General features: G+C 61.1%; 16 protein-coding genes and 1 tRNA gene. 5 read left to right on the top strand and 12 right to left on the bottom strand.

The window, feature by feature from the left end; all coding sequences use genetic code 11:
* Positions 1-6 precede the first annotated feature (6 nt).
* The 4 genes from R3O64_RS00840 to R3O64_RS00825 form a co-directional block, all read right to left on the bottom strand.
* Entirely contained in the window at positions 7-2,844 is a 2,838-nt protein-coding gene (locus tag R3O64_RS00840; RefSeq protein ID WP_144014291.1) for a hypothetical protein, read from the bottom strand.
* Entirely contained in the window at positions 2,844-6,509 is a 3,666-nt protein-coding gene (locus R3O64_RS00835) for a tubulin-like doman-containing protein (RefSeq protein ID WP_339017127.1), read from the bottom strand. The genes R3O64_RS00840 and R3O64_RS00835 overlap by 1 nt, the downstream gene beginning before the upstream one ends.
* Positions 6,510-6,579: 70 nt before the next feature.
* Positions 6,580-9,447, bottom strand: a complete 2,868-nt coding sequence (locus R3O64_RS00830) for a VWA domain-containing protein (RefSeq protein ID WP_339017126.1) — start codon at positions 9,445-9,447, stop codon at positions 6,580-6,582.
* Positions 9,447-10,082, bottom strand: coding sequence for a hypothetical protein (locus tag R3O64_RS00825; RefSeq protein ID WP_239248745.1), 636 nt, complete (start codon positions 10,080-10,082; stop codon positions 9,447-9,449). The genes R3O64_RS00830 and R3O64_RS00825 overlap by 1 nt, the downstream gene beginning before the upstream one ends.
* 439 nt (positions 10,083-10,521) lie before the next feature.
* Here R3O64_RS00825 and R3O64_RS00820 point away from each other — a divergent pair, with 439 nt between their 5' ends.
* The 3 genes from R3O64_RS00820 to R3O64_RS00810 all read left to right on the top strand — a co-directional run bounded on the left by R3O64_RS00820 (position 10,522) and on the right by R3O64_RS00810 (position 12,269).
* The gene (locus R3O64_RS00820) at positions 10,522-11,256 is read left to right on the top strand and encodes a queuosine precursor transporter (protein WP_070562472.1); all 735 of its coding nucleotides are present in this window, start codon (positions 10,522-10,524) and stop codon (positions 11,254-11,256) included.
* Positions 11,257-11,371: 115 nt separating this feature from the next.
* The gene (locus R3O64_RS00815; protein ID WP_154762325.1) at positions 11,372-11,536 is read left to right on the top strand and encodes a DUF6290 family protein; all 165 of its coding nucleotides are present in this window, start codon (positions 11,372-11,374) and stop codon (positions 11,534-11,536) included.
* Positions 11,529-12,269: a sortase gene (locus R3O64_RS00810; protein ID WP_339017125.1), complete on the top strand. Its 741-nt coding sequence runs from the start codon at positions 11,529-11,531 to the stop codon at positions 12,267-12,269. Before R3O64_RS00815 ends, R3O64_RS00810 begins: the two co-directional genes overlap by 8 nt.
* Here the strand turns inward: R3O64_RS00810 and tgt are convergent.
* The 3 genes from tgt to R3O64_RS00795 form a co-directional block, all read right to left on the bottom strand.
* The gene (gene tgt, locus R3O64_RS00805; protein ID WP_070533844.1) at positions 12,257-13,540 is read right to left on the bottom strand and encodes a tRNA guanosine(34) transglycosylase Tgt; all 1,284 of its coding nucleotides are present in this window, start codon (positions 13,538-13,540) and stop codon (positions 12,257-12,259) included. The two genes, R3O64_RS00810 and tgt, sit on opposite strands and share 13 nt — an antisense overlap.
* Before the next feature lie 6 nt (positions 13,541-13,546).
* Complete coding sequence (locus R3O64_RS00800) at positions 13,547-15,979, bottom strand: MMPL family transporter (RefSeq protein WP_070683144.1); 2,433 nt, start codon at positions 15,977-15,979, stop codon at positions 13,547-13,549.
* 154 nt (positions 15,980-16,133) lie between these two features.
* A complete protein-coding gene (locus R3O64_RS00795; protein WP_339017124.1) occupies positions 16,134-17,372 on the bottom strand; it encodes an MFS transporter in 1,239 nt (412 codons plus the stop codon).
* 109 nt (positions 17,373-17,481) lie between these two features.
* Here R3O64_RS00795 and R3O64_RS00790 point away from each other — a divergent pair, with 109 nt between their 5' ends.
* Entirely contained in the window at positions 17,482-17,649 is a 168-nt protein-coding gene (locus R3O64_RS00790; RefSeq protein ID WP_167595823.1) for a hypothetical protein, read from the top strand.
* 48 nt (positions 17,650-17,697) lie between these two features.
* Here the strand turns inward: R3O64_RS00790 and R3O64_RS00785 are convergent.
* The 4 genes from R3O64_RS00785 to R3O64_RS00770 form a co-directional block, all read right to left on the bottom strand.
* Positions 17,698-17,788 (bottom strand) — tRNA-Ser (locus tag R3O64_RS00785).
* A gap of 91 nt (positions 17,789-17,879) precedes the next feature.
* Positions 17,880-18,077, bottom strand: a complete 198-nt coding sequence (locus R3O64_RS00780) for a CsbD family protein (protein ID WP_046648854.1) — start codon at positions 18,075-18,077, stop codon at positions 17,880-17,882.
* 93 nt (positions 18,078-18,170) lie between these two features.
* Positions 18,171-18,614: a nucleoside deaminase gene (locus tag R3O64_RS00775; protein WP_070562493.1), complete on the bottom strand. Its 444-nt coding sequence runs from the start codon at positions 18,612-18,614 to the stop codon at positions 18,171-18,173.
* A 34-nt stretch (positions 18,615-18,648) separates the two neighbouring features.
* The gene (locus R3O64_RS00770; RefSeq protein WP_070524567.1) at positions 18,649-19,152 is read right to left on the bottom strand and encodes a tRNA adenosine deaminase-associated protein; all 504 of its coding nucleotides are present in this window, start codon (positions 19,150-19,152) and stop codon (positions 18,649-18,651) included.
* Between the two features lie 39 nt (positions 19,153-19,191).
* On the opposite strand from R3O64_RS00770, the gene R3O64_RS00765 reads away from it, so the two are divergent.
* A complete protein-coding gene (locus R3O64_RS00765) occupies positions 19,192-20,220 on the top strand; it encodes a prephenate dehydrogenase (protein WP_193633831.1) in 1,029 nt (342 codons plus the stop codon).
* A 234-nt stretch (positions 20,221-20,454) separates the two neighbouring features.
* Here R3O64_RS00765 and R3O64_RS00760 read toward each other — a convergent pair whose 3' ends face one another.
* Complete coding sequence (locus tag R3O64_RS00760; RefSeq protein WP_070533857.1) at positions 20,455-20,643, bottom strand: hypothetical protein; 189 nt, start codon at positions 20,641-20,643, stop codon at positions 20,455-20,457.
* Positions 20,644-20,650 lie beyond the last annotated feature (7 nt).

The raw sequence follows: 20,650 nt of genomic DNA, 5'->3' as shown, positions 1-20,650 counted from the left end.
GTCTCGTCAGAAAGTTTCGTCGAGGTCTGAGAGGTCCGGTGCCTCCGGCCGACCAAACGGCGGCTGCGTAGTCGGTCCTTGGTTATCTCCCTGCACCGGCGATTTAAAGCCCATGTGGTCCATGTCATCCAGGTCGTCGAGTGAAAGATCCGCAGGATTCACAAAGGACGGGGCATTCGACGCCGCGTCGGGAATCAGGTACTTGAAGTCAGTGATCTTTCCGTACTGCACCACCGTCACAGAGCGCGAAAGCTGGCTGGTCAGCGCGGTCTGGCTGTCTACCTCGACGATGCGCGTGCGGGAGCCATCGATTTCGGTATACCCTTCAGCGCCACCGGCGCTGGTAAGCGCATTCGGGCTAAAAGCCTGGAGGGCTCCCTTTTCCTGGTTCATGCCGTCGAGGAACTCAGCGGTGCTCTGAACGCGGCTGCCGCCTTCCTCGCGGAAGGTGACACGGCTGAGGTATTGCTGCAAGCTGCGGGTCATGCGCGGATCCGTGATGACCTTCTGCCATTCCTGCTGCTTGTGATCGCGGTCCTGCATGTAGGGGTGGTCAAGGCTGCGGGACAGGTTATCCAACGCAGTGCTGGAGCCGAGGCCAGCCATTCCCCACATCTCATTGAGGGCCACAGCCGAGTGGCCGGTGCGGTTGCGCTCAAAGGTGTCATTCATGTCATCGAGCAGTGACTTAAGCGAACGGTGTGCCCACTCCGTTTGGAAAATATGGGAGCGGATTTCATCCGTCATGCGCACGGCATCGTCGCGGTTGAGCACGGCCTGGGCAATGCGGGCATTCTCCGGAAGACCCGACTGCGGCGTCCGCAGGTGATCGCTCGACGTTTCCTTACGCCCAAAGGGCGCGTAAATCGCGCGGCCCAACAGCGCCGACCAGCTCAGGAACTGGTTATAGGCGTTGGAGATGCGCGAGATCTCCGCAGAGGCCGTGGCCAGATTCTGAGCGGCGATCTCTTGGTTGCGGTTCAGCAGCTTTCGCCGCTGCACGTAGTCGAAGATCTCACGCTGTGCCTTGGTAAAGACCGCCCAAGAACACACGAGGAAAAGAAGGACAGCCACGATGATGCCCACGACGTACCACGGCCAGTCGAACCACTGCAGGTACTCACCTAGCGGCAAGTCCGGGTTATAGCGGCCAGCCACCATGTAGGTCATCAGGGCAAGCACCACGAAGAGGACGATCCACATCGTGCGCAGCTTCCGGGTCAGTGCTTTGTTCTCCGCGTTGAAATCACGCGCCTGGAAACTATTGGCCAGTTCTTGCAGCTCGCGCGCCTTGGCGTGCGCGTCGCGGTACTTCTGCTGGGCGTGCCCCAGCTTATCCCAGAGGCCCTGGCCTACCTTCCACGCGAAGGTGGTGCTGTTCTTCGCTCGCCAGGAGGCAAACTCGTGCTTCTTGCGGCTGACCGCTTCATTGCGGGTCTGCTGGCTGGTGTACTCGATGTCGGCGGCAAAACGCTCAGCGCCTACCGGATCGAAAGGCGCGACGGTTGCTTGGGACTCGTGCGCATAGCCCAACGTGCTGGTCATGAGCGGATGGAAGCCCTCAAAAGAAGCGCTGACATCCTGCACGGACTGGCCACCGTACTGCACGATGTACATGTTGCCCTGGTTATTGCGCAGGCCCTTGGTATCGATGCTGTCGCGCCAGGAACCGTCGACAAGCCCCAAGGCGTAGTCGTGGTAGGCCTCCCACGTGCGCGAGAGCTGCGGTTCCTGGCCCAAGGAAAAGTGCTGTTCCCGGGCGACTCGCATGGTGTGCTCACTGGCTTGACGCAGCTCGTCGACGCTCGTTGCGCCGCTACCCTTGCCGGAGTGCCCAGCCAAGACAACCTCCACGCTAGAGTCTTGGCCATAGAGCATCTTCTGCAGGAAGGTGGCGGCGTTCTTGTTCATCGCACCGCGCTGGCCCTCGACCCAATCCTGCGGCTTGCCCACCACAGTAGACCAGTACAGGCGCAGATTATCCTTCAGCGCCGCCCAGCCGCTGACCTTGTGAGATTGCAGCTCCTCATAGGCAGTCGGGGTGCTCACCAACGGGGAAATCTCCTGGTTGATGAACATCTGAGCGCACTGATCCGTCAGCTGTTCCGGATTGGCGTAGTGCACGGCGCGCGAAATGTTATTGACCTGCGGTTGCGGCAAGCGCTGGCTGGGATCGAAGACGGCCTTCCTGACCTTGTCCTCGATATCACTGGCATCGATGGTGCGGTGGAAGGCGCGCACCAGACGGAAGCGCTGCCGGTCTCCTGTTTCGATGACGCGGTGAGTTTCTGGATCCAACACCGCAGGCTCGGGCATCCCGCGCCATAAACCAAAGATGCTGGCTACGGCCGGGGCTGCGAACTGGGCAAGCTCGAAGCCATCTGCGGTGCGCTTGATCGGGCGAATGCGCGAGGAGGCCGGGGTCCCGCCCTCTTCTGGGGAGAGCACGAGGTTGCTCCATCCCTGCAACGGAGCGATGTCCACACTCTCGCGCGGAAGGGCTGACAACAACAGGCGCACGCGCAGGTTGGAGGCCTGAATCAGGCGCTGGTCGACGGCCCCGACCCACTCCGTGAGCTTGTCGACGTCCTGCGGTTGTTCCGCATCCATCGGGTCAATGGTGGCGAGGAGGACGTCCCCGCTGAAGCTGCGGAGGGCCTCGTCGAGCGTCGACAAGCGCGCCGTGCCCTCCTCCGTAAAGGAGCGCACAACAGCTCCACTGGTGGGGTGGGCGTAGTCGATCCAGAGGAAGTCCTGCAGGAGGCCGACCGCACGCAAGTCACAAAGGCGGGAGCGGATGTCATCCGCGGTGGCGCCGTGTCCGAAAATAATTACGTTCGTCATTAGAAGGTGTCATCCAGGTCGTTGAGGTTGAATTCCGGAGCGAGGTCCTGGCCAAAGCCAGAATCGGAGCTGCGCACCTGCGGGGCAGGCTGGGCGACGGGGTTCTCCGCCACCGTCTTGGCCTGATTCAGGTAGTTGCGGATGACCGGGACCATCTCGATGACGTCTAGCGCCAAGTCACGGTAGTACGGCGTATGCGAGGCGACCTCGCGGGAGCGTATCTCCGCAAAGGGCTTTTCCTTACGTCCCTGTCCCGGCAAGGAGTTGGTGTGGCCCGGCACAAAGTGGTCCGCACCGCGGGCGAACTTATCCAGCTCCTCCACGAAGGATTCATAGCGGTCTTGGATGGAGGTACCCATAACACCGCGGTTCGGGGCTTCACCGGAAGCCAAGAACTGCGCGAGGCGGTGAACCACCGGGTGCGTGGACGCACCGGAGTGGGCGAAGTCTAGGCCGTCGTCGAAAAGCCCGCGCAACAGCTGGTACGGGTAGAGCGAAGAGGCAAAACCATAGTGTCCGGTTTCCTGCACCTTCGCGTAGGCGATAAAGATGGACTCCAAAACCGAAGGCATCCAGTCAGACTTCTTGATCATGCGGCGCGGCGAGATAAGCAGCGGATCCGGGAAATCAACCCAACCATTCACGCCACCATCCGTGTCATCGAAGATGTGGGCCGCCGCATTGGCTGCATCGGCGTTGGAAATGTAGACGCGGCCGGTAATGCGTCCGATGATCCAGCCGGCCACCATGGCCTGGCGCTCCGTCTTCGTCAGTGGCAGGGCTGCTGGCAGCGGGCGGGTGCGGCGCTCCGACCACCAGGAACCGTCGAAATTGTCCTGCTTCTCGATGTCCTTGGCGATGTAGTTAAACATGGAGGAGAAGACGATCGGCGAGTAGTTGGGGTAGGAACCGAAGATCTCGATGTGCTGCACATGGTCCGACATGTTCAGCGAGTTGCGCAGAGCCACCGTGGAAGGCCCGTCAATCTCCGGGCGGCTGAGCACCGACTCCAGCTGGGAGGCGATGCCGGTCTCCGCAGAGCCCAGCTCCGCAAACGGGATATCGGAGAAGGAGTAGGTGTACTGCACGGACTTGCCGTGGATACGCTGAACCATGTCATCGTTGACGGCAGCCAAGGGGCGGGCATAGCTCAGCGCAAGCTGGAATGCCTCGACGAACCGGCGCTGACGCTGCGCGTGCTCGACCTCGTTGATATCCGGGGTAAGGGTGAGGTAGCGGCGCAGATCCACCGAGTTGAACTTCTGGAACTCATAATCACGGCGATTAATCCACTGGCGCGAGCGCTCCAGCAAATCAGTTGGGCGAATCTTGGCGCGGTAGTGCGCGCGCTGGGATTCGCGGGATTCACCGCTTTGCGGGTGGCGCGAGAGGTACTTGGACACCCAGCCAGCACGGTTGGAGTAAGCATCATTGGTGCGCTTCTGCGGGGCCAGGGTGTCATTCGGCGCCTGGGCCGCATCGAGTGATTCCCATTCACCGCAGATGACCGCACGAACCGCAAAAGGATAAGCCTGCTCGTAGTTGGTGACATCCGAGGTGGACTGCTGTCCCTGGATGGTACGCAGCATCTGGTCACGGTAGTCCGAGATGAAGCTGTTGACGTCGGTCAGCATGATTTCGTTCTCGGCGCCCTTGAAGCGGGTTTCCACGACCTCATCGAGCTCCGTCGGCCACGAGTTGACCTCGTCAGTGCGGACGTCAGCCAACTTGTTGGTCTCCGGGCGCTTCGACACGGCCTTCTCCAGCACCGCGTGGGCATCTCCCAGCTCACGCTTGAGGTGGAAGAGGTTCTCATCGGCGTAGTCCTGCAGGACATCCTTGAGCAGATGCGCGATAGCCATGAGCGCGTAGCTGTAGAACTGGTTGAAGTACAGGCCCATCAGAGCATTGACCGTAGGAGTCGGGTCCGTCATCTGGCCCTTGCCGGTCAGCGGGCTGAGGATAGGGTCCGCGCCTTCTGGCTTCGCCAGCACACGGGTGTTCTGGTAGTAGCCGGAGTACTCAGACAGGCGCGGCAGGAGGCGGTCGGAGTTGGTGAGCACGTCCGTGATCTTGGAGAGCATCTCGCGTACATAGGGCACGCCCACCGCAGCGAGCTCTGACTCCACGGTGGCGAGGACACCATCGCTGAAGAAGTTGGCGTAGCGGTAAACAATGTCATAGGCGGCATTGTTCAGAACAGATGCGATGGCCTGTTCATTGCGGGGATCGGCCATGTTGCCCTCGAACTCTTCACGCCATTCGTTGACGTTACGGCCCTGGCCCACCGGAATGAAGTTCTGCAGGTGCTTCGCAGCACTATCCGCGGCCTGCTGGGCCTGGCCACCAAAGACGCTGTTGAGCCAATTCCATACGCTGCCGCTATCAATCTGGCCGCCTTGTGCCCAGGAGGGATCAAGCGTCATAGAGCTAAAAGCGTTAGGCAGCCGCTCTTCCAGCTTCTTAGCAATCTGCATCTCACCGGCCTCGGGGTTCTGCGGGTCGAGGTGCCCGTTGAAGAGGCGCTCGAAGGCGCTGCGGGCAAGACGCTGGGAAGAGTATTCGGCAAAGCGGTCGCGGCCCATCGAAACCTGGGCATAACCCAGCGAACCCCAGGGCAGGCGACCCCACGGCGTCCCGTCTGGGCGATCCCAGCCGAAGAAGCGGCGGCCGCCGTCACCGGCCGGAGTGTTAGTCAGCGCGTAGGACACGAGGTTATCGCTGGCCTTGGTGGAAGCCATCAACCCCGCCAACGCGCGGCCCAGGCCGCGATAGATGGACATGGCGGAACCATCGCCGAAACGAGCGCTGGTGGTACCCATCTTGGAACCGATGGGGAAAATACGGCCGAAGGTCTGCCCCTCCGGCGGGGTGCCCATGTCAAAGGCTTCAAAGATGGCGCGGTCATGCTCATAGGCATTACCCATTTGCGCGGCGACGACCTCACCGAACATAGCCAGCGAGTTCGGCCATGCACCGGCCATGTCATCCGCCTTGTTATCGGCGAAGATCTCCGGGGTGTACATGAAGATGAGGGTGCCTTGTGGGTTCACATTCGGGATGGTGGTGAGCACGCGGCACACATCCAGGAACATCGAGGCACCCGCGCCACCTGCCATGGAGGAGACCACGAGGACGACCGGCTGGGAATCACCCGTATCGGAATCCAGCTTTGTCTGTTTGTAGTTAAGGCGGTTGAGCTCCTGGATTGCCTCCTGCGTGAACATCTCATCCACCGCTTCCTTAAGCGACTGGCGGATCTTCTTGAGATTCGGCAGCGTCAGCATACGGCCAATCGCGCGGTACTGGCCGGCACCGTCAGCCAGCTTCACGTCGTTGGTGGAAGGATTGCGGGTGGCCCACGTTGCAATCTCACCGAGCTTGCCGGCACGGCCCAAGGTGCTGGACACGCCTTCGTCGAAGGAGTTGTAGTTCTGGCGGGCACCAATGCCTACGTAGTGACCACCGTTCTGGGTAACATTCGGCAGCTTCTGCGGTCCAGCCTCCTCTTCGAGCGGCACGTCGATGTTGACGAACTGCCATGCCTTGGGCAGCTCGGTCATGTCCGGGTCAATGCTTCGCAGCTCGGCCTTGAGCTGATCCATCATGAACGCCAGTGTCTTGGCGCCGGAGCCACCGCAACCGACGACGAGGAACTTCTTCATCTTTAACTACCTTTCGAAGGGGAGGTTCGCTTCTGTGCTGTTTATGGCTGTTGTGTACTGCTCTACCGGCTTAGCCCTGGGAGCCGAATCCCGGGCTTGGGGGCCAGCCGCCGTTGGTACCAGGGTTACCAGGATTACCCGGGCGCTGCTGGCCTGGTTGCCCAAAGCCAGAGCCCCCACCAAAGCCAGTGCCACCGCCAACGTTTGGCGTTCCGCCGAAGCCGGGGCGTCCCGGCCCGTTCGCACGCCCTTGCTGGCCGTGAGGTGACGGGCCGGAAGGCTGGGACTGGCCGAATCCACCAGGTTGCGGAGCACCCTGCTGCGGTCCACGTTGCGGCGGCGGACCGCTCGGCGGCTGGGAGCCAGGCTGGTTCTGCTGGACCGGCTGCCCCGGTTGGCCGGACTGCGGCGGTGTCTGTGCCTTGTCGGGCTTCTCGGCAGGGAATTCGACCTGGCCAAAGAGTTGCAGGGCCTGGCGGCTGATCTCCTTCGACATCTCGTCATACGCGCTGGCCTGGGCCAGCGTATCGATGGTCATGACAATCTCACCGGAATCGCGGTCCTTCTCGTTGCCCACGAAGAACCACGTGTTCTGCACCGCAAGCGGCAGAACTGCCCGGCAGCCGGACTTCTTGCCCTTGCCGGAAATGGTGCCATCGCGCTGGACCTCCACGTGGGCGGCGGTAAACGGGCTCAGCCCCATCTTTACCTTGACATCGTTGCTGCCCAAGCGAGCAGAGCGTCCGGTGGTCTCTACCGGAACAGCGCCCTGGAACTCCTCCTTGGACACCGCGAACGGGCGGCCATTGTCGGTTCGCACGAGGTTAGCACCCTCGCGGCGTACCGGGATGGTCTTCGCAAACATTCGGGGCTTTTCCGGAATACGGCCGCTAACCCACTTCATGAGGTACAAGATGGCCAGCGGAATCAGCAGTGCAAGCAACACCGCGAGGACAAAGGAGAGGCCGAAAGCGGACTTGCTCAGTGGCGCAGTCATGGAACCCTGCAGCGTCAGCGGCAGCTCCATTTGCTGGTTATCCTCAGCAGACTGCAGGTTGATCACCGGATCCACGCGCAGCGGGCCGTCCGCCATCTCTTCAACGCTCAACGTCACCGGGATGGTCGCCTTTTCGTCCCTGGAGAGCTCCAGCGCGGAATCCTCCGAGTTGTGCTTGGAGCTCACCGCAACGGCAGGAACTCCCGAGGGCAGCATCCCGTCAGCGGAATCCACGGTCTGGTCTGCTACCCACACCTTGCCGGGGCCGGTCACCGGGACGTCGACAGTAACTTCTTTCTCCGTCATGGTGATCGTCTGCGCCGAGCCCACCGTCGGCATATTGACCGGGGTAACCGTCAGCGGCGTTTCCGCGTTGATGGGGTCCAGCTTCGAACCCGGGCGCTCACCTGTGTCCTTAGTGGTGATTTCCACGCGGGTCACGAGCTGACCGGATGCTGCGTTTTCCACCTTCTCCAGCGGAATGTCTACTGGTTGCCCATCAGTGATGGGGGCATTGTCCACGAGGGTAACCGGGGAACCATCCTCCGGCACGAACTCCGCATGGAGGGTTCCCTGGCCCTCCAGCGCACGGGGCTCGCCGTGGCCATCAACCAACTGTCCCTTCAAAACCTGGTCAGAGTTGATGCCGCCTTCTACCTTGGCGCCATCTTCCGTCTTGAGGTCCAGGTTAAGGCCCGGCACCATGACAACGGATGCGAGGTACTCGCCTTCGGTCCCCTCAGCCACCTTGTAGCCAAAAGTCCACGCTCCTGCCCAGGAATCGCCGTCCTTTTCCATCGCGATATCGACCATGCCCGGCAGCTTGTTGTTCTCCGTCACGGAGACCTTCGCACCGGCAACCTTCGTGGTATCCGGCTTGAGTTCCACGGTTTCGCCATCGGGGCCAGTCAGAGTTGGGATGAGATCGTCCTCACCCACCGAGTTCTTCGGTACCGCCGACAAACGCACAGGGGATACGGAGTCATCGAGGACGAAATCAAACTGGTCTTTGAAGTTGCCGTCCTTGGTCACGCCACCCGAGGTGGGGATGAGGTTACGGAAGGCCGCGAACAGCGCTGCCGGGTCCTCACCCGCGTCGAAGAATGCACCGTTCGGGGCACCCTGGCCGCAGTCTTCACCCTCCGCCATGCGGGTGAGCTGGCGGACCTGGTCCTGGGCTTCCGCCGCCGGAACGAGTCCCACGTTAAAGAGGCGGATATTGGAGTTACGGAACGCAGTAACAGAGGAATTGACCTCACACAGCTTGTCCTGTGCACCTTGAAGGTCATTGGCTTCGGCGTCGGTGTAGTACTTGCCATCGGTAAAGAACACGATGCCGCGGCAGCTACTTCCTTGGTGAGACGCCAGTTCCTTCAACGCGCCTTTATAAGCCGCGCCGTAGTTGGTTTCGAGGTCCGCTACGCGGTCCTCCTTGCGGAACTTGTCCAATTCGCTCTGCAGGGCATCACCGTTTCCGGAAATATTGGTCCACCCGCCGTACTCGGCCGGATCACTGTAATAGTCAGAACCAAAGCCGGCGAGTTTCACGTTGATGTCTGCGCCGTTATCTTCCCCGAGGTGTGCCAGCTGCTTCACGATGTCCCCCGTGGCATCGACGCGGAAGGCATCGGCGTCCGTCGGCTGAGAGCCTTCATAGCCCACCAACGACGCTGATTGGTCAAGAACAAAAAGCAAGTCCGCAGACTTCTCGCTGGCAATACAGGAGCCGAAATCGGACAGGTTCTTTTGCGAAACCTCAGAGAGCGAGGATTCGGAACCGATTCCCTCAGGGTGCTCTTCCGGCTGAGCTTCTGGGGCTTCTGGGGCCTCAGGAGCTTCCGGAGGCGGCGGAGCATCCTGAGCTACCGCGCCTAAGCTGCCACCGAATCCAGCGATAGTCACCGCCGCGGATAGGGCAAGTGCACGAGTGAGTTTCTTCATTAGACGCCAACCGCCTTTCCTACGTAGAAGGCGATTTCCACCGCAGCAACAATGACAAGGACAAAGCTTCCACCCATAATGACGCGGTAGAGCAAGGTTTGCGTCGTATCCTCAATATAAAAGGTCTCAGCCTGGCGCTGCGTGTTCTTCAGCGTGTACAAGCCCAAGAGGATGAAGGACACGATTCCAGCCAAGAGCCATCCCCCGATTGCCAGGCCGAAGAAAAGGCCTTCCGTCGGAGCGGCGAGCAGCGGCGCAAGAATCAACAGGATCAGCGCGATGACCGCGGATACGCCAGCGGCAATGAGCAGCGGCCACGGCCCCTTCGTTGGGCTCGTCGGTGTTGCCACCTGACGGCGGTAATCCGGCGCGGGCGAGGAATCACCGAAACCATCCGGCGAGCCCGGCGCGCCAAAGGAGCCGCCCGCGCCCGAACCGGAGTTAAAACCCGGAGAGGGCTTCTGCGCAGGATTCTGGGAAGGATTCGGGGCGCCAAAACCGCCGAAGCCCCCAGCCCCAGTGGGCGAGCCAAACCCGGAGCCAGAACTAGGTGCGGATCCTGCACCTGGCCGGTTAGCACCTTGGGGCGGGCGCCCGCCAAACTGTGGTGAGGAGCCTGGGGAACCAAACGTCATATCGATGACCTTCCCTTGTACGAAGTTGGGCCACCGGCAAACCTGGTGCCTCCCCCATCTAGCGACGCAGAAGGTAGAAGATCAGCCGGAAAGCTCTAAGGACTAGAAACCAAGGTAGTCGCACCCCCTGACACGACATGCCTGTCACGAGCCTCGGACTTCGAACGCCCCGAATCTCTTCGAGCACGCACCGCGGCACAATAGACAGGAAACGTTCAGGGAACACGAAAACACTGCAAGCAAAAGAATGCCATACTACGTGCATTTTTTCTGCCCAGTTTGCAGATTTTGATGGGCGAAGCGCTGGAACCACGGCAATGAAACAACCTGTTCCGCTGCCTTTTCCCAAGGAACCGCCGGGCAAGGGAGTGCTCCCCGCGTGAACCGAATTAAACTCCCTATTTCTAGTTCCCCTAGTTTCGTGGAAAAATGCTGTGCCATGACAACTCAATCGGCAACCGCAACCACCACAAACGGTGGCGAGAGCATCCGATTCATCCCGGTACATTCCACTTTGTACCCGTGGCTGGTCTCGGTGTTCGTCGTTACCTTCCTCATCTCGAACATCAACGCCACGAAAGGCGTCCAACTCGGCCCACTCATCACCGATGGTGCCTTCTTCCTCTTCCCCCTCGCCTACATCGTGGGCGATGTCCTCTCTGAGTGCTACGGCTTCAAGTCCACTCGCCGCGCCGTCTACATCGGTTTTGCCATGGCGCTTTTGGCCGCAGTCTCCTTCTACATTGCAATCTGGCTGCCCGCCGCGGACTTCTACGAAGGCCAAGAAGCTTTCGAAGCAACTCTCGGCCTCGTGCCGCAGATTCTCGCCGCCTCCCTAGCCGGATACCTCGTGGGCCAGCTGCTCAATTCCTTCACCTTGGTGAAGATGAAGGCCCGCACCGGCGAAAAGGGTCTCATTGGCCGCCTTGTTGCTTCCACCGTCGTCGGCGAATTCGGCGATACTCTGCTGTTCTGCGCCATCGCAGCACCCGTCATCGGCATCGATTCCTTCAGTGGCTTCCTGAACTACGTCATCGTGGGCTTCCTCTGGAAGACCGCCTGCGAGGTCATCATGCTTCCGCTGACCACGCTGGTTATCTCCTGGGTTAAGCGCCGCGAGGATTACGCACCTATCGCCGAGGCCGAAACCTCTACGGCAGCGCCGTCTAAGTAGCAGCAACCCGTCCCGAATTCCCCCTTGGCACGCACTGTGCTGAGGGGGTCTATTTCTCTCTTCCCTTCACCCAACTTGCGTAATACGATGCATTCACAAGAGCAAAGGAGAATAAATGGCTGCATGTGAAGGCCGTCCGAAATCTGCTTCAGCCCGTGCAGCACTTTTGGAACGGGTCGAAGACTACTACGACCTTCAGGAACTGCGCACAGCAATGGCAGAGGATTCTGGCGAGCGGTTTAATCTTGATGAGGTATTAAAGGACATCGACGATGCATAAGCATCTACGAACTCCCCTCCTCCCTATTCTTGGCCTGGCCACAGCCTTCAATCTTGTGGCGTGCTCGGGTACAGAGGAAGTCACCACGTCGTCCGCAACGACGAGCCACGCGGCACCGGAAACCACGACGGTGAGCAGTGAGGCGTCGCCAAGCGCAGCGCCCAGCACCACCCCTACCCCGCCGCCGCTCAACCAAGGCCCGTCACCCGCACTGACCGGTACGTTTGAGATGGAAGGCTCGGCCACCATCACGGGCGCGACCTATGACTCGATGCCCTTCGTCCTGCCCCTCAACCCCGCTGGGCCACAGGAGACCATGGTGCGCTGGGTACAAGACTGGGGTGAGTCACCCGCCACGGCAGAACAGGGCACCACCTACGTCTTGGGCCATGCCTGGGGCCAGCAGAAACTGGTGTTCAACCCCTTCTCCGAGGTGGTCACCGCCAACGTCGATCTGAGCAACCCCACCACCGTGGAGGGCCTCGACGGGGCGCAGGTACAGCGCTTTGCGACGCCCGTCCTCAACGGCTCCCACATCCGCATGACCTCTGAGGGTGGTGCGGGCCGCGAGTGGATTGTCGATAACGCTTTCCTGGTGGGCAAGGAACAGCTAGGAAGCGACGCGGACCTGATGAATACCGAGGTTCCCGGGCGCATCGTACTCATTGCCTGCGCTGTCGACGGCGCTACTGACTTGGAGTACAACGTCATCGTCACCGGTCACTTGGCGTAATAGCGCCCCAGGAATTCATCGCGGTAGGCCTCGTAATAGCCGCCGTCGATCGACGCCCGGATGTTATCCACCAAGCGGATCATGAACTCCAGGTTGTGGATGGTGCACAGCGTGCCCGCTAGGAATTCCTTGGCCTTGAGCAGGTGGTGGATGTAGGCACGGGAATAGTTCTCCGAGACGTAACCGCCGAATTCCTCGTCCACGCCAGCAAAGTCGCGCTTGAAACGCGCATTAGTGAGGTTGAGGCGTCCATCGAGGGTGTAGACGCCACCGCGGCGCGCCAGGCGGGTCGGCGCCACGCAGTCGAAGGTATCCGCACCCGCCTCCACCGCGGTGAACAAGTCATCCGGCTCGGAAATGCCCAGCAGGTGCCGGGGCTTATCGACGGGCAGCTCATCGCACACCCAGCCCACAATCGTTCCCAGATTCTCCTTCTCCAACGCGCCACCGATGCCGAAGCCTCCGAAGCCGCGACGGCCATTCGCCTCGGCGCGATCGGAAAGCTCCACCAGCCCGCGCGCGGCCTGGCGTCGCAGGTCCTCGTATTGCGCGCCCTGCACCACGCCCCACAGGGACTGGCGCGGCTTCTGCGGACCGCGAGCAAGCGTCAAGCGGTCGTGCTCATCCAGGCAGCGCTGCGCCCAGCGGCGCGTGCGCTCCACGGATTCCTCCTGGTACGTGCGGGTATCCACCAGGGTGGTGAGCTCATCGAAGGCAAACATGATGTCCGCGCCCAGGCCATGCTGAATCTGCATGGAGACCTCCGGGGTAAAGCGGTGGGAGGAGCCGTCGATGACGGACTTAAAGTCCACACCGTCCTCATCCACTTGTGCCATGCGTTCCTTCTTCGCCGCACGGATATCAGAATCCGTCAGCTCCGCCACGTCCATGGCCAGGACCTTCTTGAACCCCACGCCCAGGGACATGACCTGGAATCCGCCCGAGTCGGTATAGGTCGGCCCGTGCCAGTTCTCGAAGGTAGCCACGCCACCGGCCTCATCCACGATGTCGTGGCCCGGCTGCAGGTAAAGGTGATAGGCGTTGGACAGGATGGCTTGGGCGCCGGTGGCCCGGATCTGTTCCGGGGTCAGCGTTTTCACCGTGGCCTTGGTGGCCACCGGGATGAAGGCCGGGGTTTGGATATCACCGTGCGGGGTATGGATAACGCCGGTGCGGCCGTGCTTTCCCGGTTGTGCTGGACCGCTCAAGTCCAGCTCCTTCTTCACGTCGAAGGAAAGATCGGTCTCAAGCTGCGGCTTAGGGTGAGTCATAGGGAACTATTCTACGGGCTGCGCTGCCTTATCCTCTGCTTCACGGGATGCTGCCGCGTGTTTGCGCTCCCATTCTTCCTCGAGTGCGGTGCCCTCGATGTCCAGCTGCGGGATCAGCTTGTCCAGCCACTTCGGCATCCACCAGGTGGTGTGACCCATGAGGAACATCGTGGCGGGGACAAGCGACATGCGGACTAAGAAGGCATCGAAAAGCACGCCCGCCGCCAGCGCGAAGCCGAAAATCTGGATGAAGGGCAGGGGCTGGCTGATAAACGCCACGAAGACGGAAATCATGATGATGGCCGCGGCGGTGACCACGCGGGCACCGGCGGTAAAGCCGGCGATGGTGGCCTCGTCGTTGGCGTTGTACTTGCTGTACTGCCCGCCGCTGCCCTGCGGGAAGCGGGAGAAATGCTCGCGCATGCGGGTGACCAGGAAGACCTGATAGTCCATGGCCAGGCCGAAGGTCACGCCGATGAGGAAGATGGGCATGAAGGAAATCAGCGGGCCCGGCGCGGGCACCAGGCCGGTGAGGCCGTCCTGCCACACAAGCACGGTCAGGCCAAAGGCACCGCCGACGGAAAGCAGGAAGCCCAGGCCCGCCACGAGCGGAACCAAGATGGAGCGGAAAACTGCCAAGAGCAGGATAATGGCCAGGCCTACAACGATGGCGAGGTACGGCCCCATCGCCCCTTCAAGGCGCTCGGTGATGTCGAGCTGCACCGCGGTCAGGCCCGTCATGCCGATCTCGGCGCCGGTGGCATCCTCCAGCTCCGCACTGGCGGTGCGCAAGGCGGAGGCGGTGCCGATCGTGGCCTCATCCGTCGGTGCTGTGGTGGGGCTGACCATGATCTGCGCGGACTTCATGTCTTTGCTCACGCCCACCAGCTGGGCGTGCTTGACGCCGCCCACCTGGTTCAGGCGCTGCACGGAATAGATGAAGGAGGAAAGCGCAGCCTTCTTCTGCTCGTCCTCTTCGCCCTCTTGGCCCTGAATATAGGGCTGCAATGCCGCGGATTCCGGGTTGGCGTTGGCGCCATCCACGATCACCAGGAAGGGGCCGTTGATGCCGGGGCCAAAACCCTCGGATAGGAGGTCTGCCGCCTTGCGCTGGGTGGTATCCGGGTTGGACGTGGTATCCGCCGGCAGGGCCAGCTCCATGTGCAGGACCGGGGCGGTCAAAGCTCCGAGGCCAAGCACCACCAAAGCCATGACGATGCCAGGGGCGCGCTGCACCGTGCGCACCCAACGGTTGCCCATCGTTGCTTTCGTGCGGCGCGGGCGGCGCTTCGTGGGGTTGCCGGCCACGCCGGGGATGCGCCCGGCGAAGGCCTTATCACCGAGCAGGCCCAGCATCGCGGGCACCAAGGTCAGCGCCACGAGCACTGCCATGAAGACCGTGCCCGCAGCGGCCAAGCCCATGGCGGTGAGGAAGCTAATGCGCGCCACGAGCAGAGCGAAGAGCGCGATGAAGACCGTCGCGCCGGCAAAGACCACCGAGGAACCCGCCGTGCCAACGGCCATGCCGGCGGCATCCGGCCCATCCATGCGGGAGCGCTCCTGCCGGTAGCGCGACATGATGAACAGCGCATAGTCGATGCCCACGGCCAGACCAATCATGACGGCCAGCACCGGGGTGAGGTTGTTGAGCTCAATCCAGTGGGTAGCGATCATGACACCCATCGCACCCAGGCCCACGCCCACGACCGCAGAGATAAGTGGCATGCCCGCGGAGGCCAAGGAACCGAAGGTAATAATCAGGACGATAAACGCCACGGCCAGGCCGATGACCTCAGAAATCGAATTGACCTGGATCTCATCACCGAAGCCCGCGCCGCCGGCCTCTACTTCCAGACCCGCCGCACGGCCGATGTCCATGGCCTCATGGACCACGTCTTTATCCGCGGGGTCTACCGAATAGGGGCTTTCCGCATCGAAGTCGAAGGTGGTGTAGGCAATCGTCTCATCGGCATTGACCATGGCCAGGTTATCGGCATCCGCCCGCGCGGTCTCCTCCGGCAAGCCCATGGAGGTGAACTGCTCAATGACCTGCTGCTGAAGTGCTGGCGATACGTCGAGCGGGTTACCCCAGCGCTGCTGACTGCCCTCTGGGATATCAAGGCCTTCAGCAATGTGGTGCACCACATCCTCGACCGCTTCCTTATTCTGCGGATCGCTGAGCTTCTGCCCTTCCGGGGCCTTGAAAACGAGGTTGACCGACGGCGCATTGGCCGGGTTACCGTTCTCGGGGAAGAGCTCCACCGCGCGGCGGGTGGCGTCAATTGCTGGCGTGCCGCTGATGGAGTACTCCGTGGTCATCGGCTTCATCAAGCTCAAGGTCGCTCCGCCCGCGGCCGCCACGATGAAGATCCAGGCGATGATGACCTTCCATCGATTGATGTAAGACCAGCGGCCTAGGTGGTAAAGCAGCTTTGCCACGGAAATTCCCCTTCACATGCGCGATTATTGCTCGCGGAAGCTTTGGTGGTGGACACGAATGTGCACCAGTTTAACCAGTTGGGCTGTGAAGCCCTAACGACATCACGCGCCCCAGCAAAACACCACCACGTGGCCGAGAGTTAAGCAATCTCCGCTACGCCTGAGCCATATCTGCAGTACGCGGCGAACGCGCCACGGGCAAGGACGACGCAACAGCTGCAACCACCAACGCAGCTGCCAAGGCAACCGCCGCAACACCAGGATGAGAAGAAAGTGCCGCGAAAAGAATCATTCCAAGCGGGGTACCGGCGGTAAAGACCAGCTGATCCTTTGTTGCGAACTGATGCACCAGATCATCATCTCCCAAAGACTGCCCGAGAGAATCCCACGCAATGCCTGCCGCAGTCATCAACAAGGACGCGGCAGCACCAACTGCGGCGATGAGCACGAAGACAGAGGAGAATGCCAAAGCCAGGATCTGCCCGGCCAGAAGAATCAGCATCAGAATTTGCAAGGTGCTAAAACGCACCCGATCTAATGCCTTCAGAATTGTTGCGGCTGAGCCAAGCAGCGAACCGACCGCAAGCGCAGCTGCCATAAACCCCCACGACTTTTCGTCGAAAGTATTCATAATCCATGTAGGGCCAGCACTTCCCAGGAAGCCGTTGACTACTGCCGCGACCAGCCAAGTGCCGAGTCCTACCCGGACCCAGCTCGGGAGCGTTGGGGACGCAGGAGTTTTCTTCGAAGTCGATGAACCTGTGCTGTCCGTTTCTAGTTCAGCCGCTGCACTACTAGAGCTTTCTCCTGCTGGTTCGCTACGTACTGAGAGAAACGGAAGAACAAAGAGCATGGCCACGAGGAAAGTGGCGCCGTCGATAAGCAATACCGTGTTAAATCCCAAGGTGAGCACTGCCGCTGTACCGATGAGGGGGCCGGCGATAAACAGCACATCACCAAGCATCGACAGGGTTCCGTTGACGCGGGTGCGCTGCTCATCGGAAAACAGCTGCGACAAGAGGCTAAACCTTGCTGGCCCAAAGAATGACGAGGCACAACCGTACACACAGCTTGAGAGCGCGAACGCAGCAATAGAATCGCCGCGAGCAACCACCCACGCCACGAGTCCCCACTGCGCCAACATCCGAACGACATCACTACCCTGCATCCAGGCCACTGGCCGGTGAGGTGACGGCAGCTTTCGGACCACTAAAGAACTGACGAAGCGGCCCGCCCACAGCGCGATAAGCACCACCGTCAAGCCGCGCCCCGACGGATCTACTCGGTGTGCCTGAAGCGCAAAAGTAATCGGGATGAGGCCGTCACCTAACCCGGAAACGACAGCGGCTGCGAAGACGAGCGAGAACGTAGATCTGAAAGAAAGACTATTCATCAACCTCAACGTCTTATAGTGTTACACATCATAGTATTCCCGCATAGAGAGTCAGGACACCCCCTACCCCACCAGAGTTTTATCCGCTGAAGTGCTCTAGGAGACCCCCATGTCTACTTTCGTCATCGTTGCCATCGCGGCCATCCTTCTCATTTCTATCCCAGCAGGCATGATGAGCCGGCGGATTCACAAACGCACGGAAGACCACGACCCCGAGGCACGCCAAGCCGCGCTAGATTTCCAAAGAGATGTTGATAGAGGGCGGGCCGGCTTCTAAAACACAAAAAGACCGGCACCCCAGAGCTAAAAACTGGAGTGCCGGATCTGGCGGTGGCGGCGGGATTTGAACCCGCGGTTGGGGGTTACCCAACAATCGCTTTCGAGGCGATCACCTTCGGCCGCTCGGACACGCCACCGCGTTCCAGATTACGGGAGTCATCCCGAGCGACAAAATCGCTGCCCACACCACGCGGCGCGGACAGCGATTCAGCTAGATGAGGCTAGGAATTAGTCCTTGAGGTTACCGATAACCTCGTTGGCCTTATCCTTGACGCCCTCAACGGCGTCGGAAGCCTTCTGCTTAGCCTCGGAGGTGACCTGGTCGGCCTTGCCCTCGTTCTCCAGCTTCTCGTTATCGGTCAGGCCGCCAGCGGCTTCCTTAGCCTTGCCAACGAACTCGTCCTTCTTGTTCTCGAAATCACCCATGGTTTTCTCCTTACTCTCTACTTCTCTCACGTGGACCACCCAGCCTACACCCAAATTGCCAGGCGGCTGCGGGGCCACTAACCAGTTCAGGGGCTAAGCGCCGCTTCTACGAAGACCCCCGAAGAAGCCCGTGAGCAGCTCCGCGCACTCCTCCTCCAGCACACCGCCGCGTACCTCGGGAACGTGGAGGGCGCCGGGGGCACGGAGGACGTCGACAAGCGATCCACACGCCCCCGTCTTCGGTTCATAAGCACCAAAGACCACCGAGGACACCCGGGAAGCCTGGATCGCGCCCGCGCACATCGCGCAGGGCTCCAGGGTGACAACCAGCTCGCAGCCCTCCAGACGCCAACCATCGCCATGCACACGCACCGCTTGGCGGATGGCTTCCACCTCTGCGTGTGCGGTGGGGTCATTTAGCTGCTCGCGGCGGTTAACGCCGGTGGCGAGTTCTTTTCCGGAGGCGTCGTAAAGCACGGCACCCACAGGGATATCCCCCGCCGGCGTCGTGCGCGCGACCTCTAAGGCGCGGCGCATGCGGGCCTCCGCGCGCACCAGCCCCTCCGCTGGTTTAAGAATCATCCGAGTCAAGGCCGTCGATGAAATCCTCTAGCTCATCGCCAAAGCCCAGCTCGCCGGCGATGCGCAGGAGCATGTCAGAAGGCCAGTCCTCATCGTTATCGATGATGTAGCCCAACTGGTTCTCATCGAGGCCGAGGTCAGCGAAGATATCGAAATCGCCGTCACCGTAGGGGTCGGCGTCCTCCCACTCGTCCTCGTCCAAATCCGGGATATCGATATCGCGCAAGTCCAGGAAATCCGCGGCGAAGTCGTCTTCGGAGGCGTAGGTGGCGTCGGAAAGCAGCATGCGCACATCCCCCGGAACCGGGCGCACGACGACGAAATAATCATCTTCCACGCACAGCAGCGCGAATGCCGCCCCCTCGGAACGCAGGTTGCGCACCGCTTTGATGGAGGTGTTGACGTCGGTGAAGTCATCCTTGAAAGGGCGAATCACCCAGCCGCCTTCGGCACTGGCAACGGTGATGGCAAAGGACAGATCGTCATGGCTCATACCTCGTCAGATTAGTCGGGTTGTGCCACAATTGTCACCGTGAGTTCTCAAGATGTTCAACGCCCCGTCTGCATTATCGGCCTCGGTCTCATTGGAGGTTCCCTCCTGCGTGACCTAGCTGCTGCACGCCATTCCGTGTACGGCTACAACCACTCCACCTCTGGTGCCCGAACGGCCATTAAACAGGGCTACGACGTCACCGATGATCTGCCGGCCATCCTGCACCGGGCAGAGGAAGACAACGCTCTTATCGTCGTCGCGGTGCCCATGGATGCGGTTGCCTCGGTCCTCGACTCCATTCAGGAACACGCCCCGAGCTGCGGCTTGACGGACGTGGTCTCGGTCAAGACCGAGGTGCGCCAGCTCATTGTGCAGCGCAACATGGAGTCGCGCTATGTGGGCGGCCACCCCATGGCCGGGACCTCCAAGTCCGGCTGGGAGAACTCCCACACCGGGCTGTTCAACCGCGCTGCCTGGGTTATCACCTATGACTATGCCGCCGAGTGCGAGGCGCGCGGCGAGCGCATCCCCGCCGAGTGGGAGAACATTTTTGCGGACGTGGTCCGCATGACCCAGATGGTTCACGCGGAGGCAGTTCCGGTGCGCGTGGCTAACCACGATGCCGCGGTCGCCCGCATCTCGCACCTGCCGCACGTGTTGGCGGAGACCCTCGCGGTGGTCGGCGATAATGGCGGCATCCTGGCCCAATCCTTGGCGGCTGGCTCCTTCAAGGACGGCACCCGCGTGGCGGGTACTCGCCCGGACCTGGTGCGCCAGATGTGCGAGACCAACTCGACTGCGCTGGTCCAGGCCCTCGACGAGGCCCTTGAGTTGCTGCAGGATGCGCGCGAATCGCTGGCCTCGGATAAGCCTTCCATCGCCGCGCTTGCCGACGCTGGCTTCCGCGCCCGCACCCGCATCGAAGCCCGATCCGGGGCTCGCAAGGAATCGGTCTCCCCGGTGAAGATCTCCTCCCGCCCGGTCTTGCGCATGCACCCGGGTGCGCCGAACTGGGTGGCACAGCTGCGCCAAACGGAGTCTTTGGGCGGACGCATCGAAATTTTCTAACCCGTTGGCGAGCTTCCAGCCCTGACCTTCTGCTCTAGCAGGCGGTTCTCAACGGGTTCCCCTCACCTGGTTCCAGTCAAAAGGTTTCTTTGCCCCCAAACGAACCTTCTACCTGGTTAAAGATGGTTTACTTGCCCCCAGAGGAACCTTTTGACTAGGGACTTCTGAGTGAAGCCTTTTGTGGGGCGCCATTTGGTGACGGGCTGTGAAGCGGCGTGGGGCTACGTGGGGCGCTTAGTCGCGGAAGGTGTCGTCACGGCGCTTGCGGGCTTGGGACTCATCGCGCGTGATGCCGAGCAGCGGGTAACCCGCTAGGCCCACCACGAGGCCCACCGGCAACAACCACAGCATGCCGGAGGCCAGCCACAGCACCACACCAAGGATGGCGCCGGCAATCAGACACGGAACGAGTTTCTCCTTCATGGAGAAA

It is taken from the genome of Corynebacterium hesseae, from assembly GCF_037850265.1.
Lineage (GTDB): Bacteria > Actinomycetota > Actinomycetes > Mycobacteriales > Mycobacteriaceae > Corynebacterium > Corynebacterium hesseae.
The sequence above is the reverse complement of the archived record's forward strand: the minus strand, read 5'-3'. Positions and strand labels throughout refer to the sequence as shown.

Excerpts from the sequence above, each read along its gene's own strand:
- R3O64_RS00840 (WP_144014291.1), bottom strand. The coding sequence starts at position 2,844 with ATGACGAACGTAATTATTTTCGGACACGGCGCCACCGCGGATGACATC.
- R3O64_RS00835 (WP_339017127.1), bottom strand. The coding sequence starts at position 6,509 with ATGAAGAAGTTCCTCGTCGTCGGTTGCGGTGGCTCCGGCGCCAAGACA.
- R3O64_RS00830 (WP_339017126.1), bottom strand. The coding sequence starts at position 9,447 with ATGAAGAAACTCACTCGTGCACTTGCCCTATCCGCGGCGGTGACTATC.
- R3O64_RS00825 (WP_239248745.1), bottom strand. The coding sequence starts at position 10,082 with ATGACGTTTGGTTCCCCAGGCTCCTCACCACAGTTTGGCGGGCGCCCG.
- R3O64_RS00820 (WP_070562472.1), top strand. The coding sequence starts at position 10,522 with ATGACAACTCAATCGGCAACCGCAACCACCACAAACGGTGGCGAGAGC.
- R3O64_RS00815 (WP_154762325.1), top strand. The coding sequence starts at position 11,372 with ATGGCTGCATGTGAAGGCCGTCCGAAATCTGCTTCAGCCCGTGCAGCA.
- R3O64_RS00810 (WP_339017125.1), top strand. The coding sequence starts at position 11,529 with ATGCATAAGCATCTACGAACTCCCCTCCTCCCTATTCTTGGCCTGGCC.
- tgt (WP_070533844.1), bottom strand. The coding sequence starts at position 13,540 with ATGACTCACCCTAAGCCGCAGCTTGAGACCGATCTTTCCTTCGACGTG.
- R3O64_RS00795 (WP_339017124.1), bottom strand. The coding sequence starts at position 17,372 with ATGAATAGTCTTTCTTTCAGATCTACGTTCTCGCTCGTCTTCGCAGCC.
- R3O64_RS00790 (WP_167595823.1), top strand. The coding sequence starts at position 17,482 with ATGTCTACTTTCGTCATCGTTGCCATCGCGGCCATCCTTCTCATTTCT.
- R3O64_RS00780 (WP_046648854.1), bottom strand. The coding sequence starts at position 18,077 with ATGGGTGATTTCGAGAACAAGAAGGACGAGTTCGTTGGCAAGGCTAAG.
- R3O64_RS00775 (WP_070562493.1), bottom strand. The coding sequence starts at position 18,614 with ATGCGCCGCGCCTTAGAGGTCGCGCGCACGACGCCGGCGGGGGATATC.
- R3O64_RS00770 (WP_070524567.1), bottom strand. The coding sequence starts at position 19,152 with ATGAGCCATGACGATCTGTCCTTTGCCATCACCGTTGCCAGTGCCGAA.
- R3O64_RS00760 (WP_070533857.1), bottom strand. The coding sequence starts at position 20,643 with ATGAAGGAGAAACTCGTTCCGTGTCTGATTGCCGGCGCCATCCTTGGT.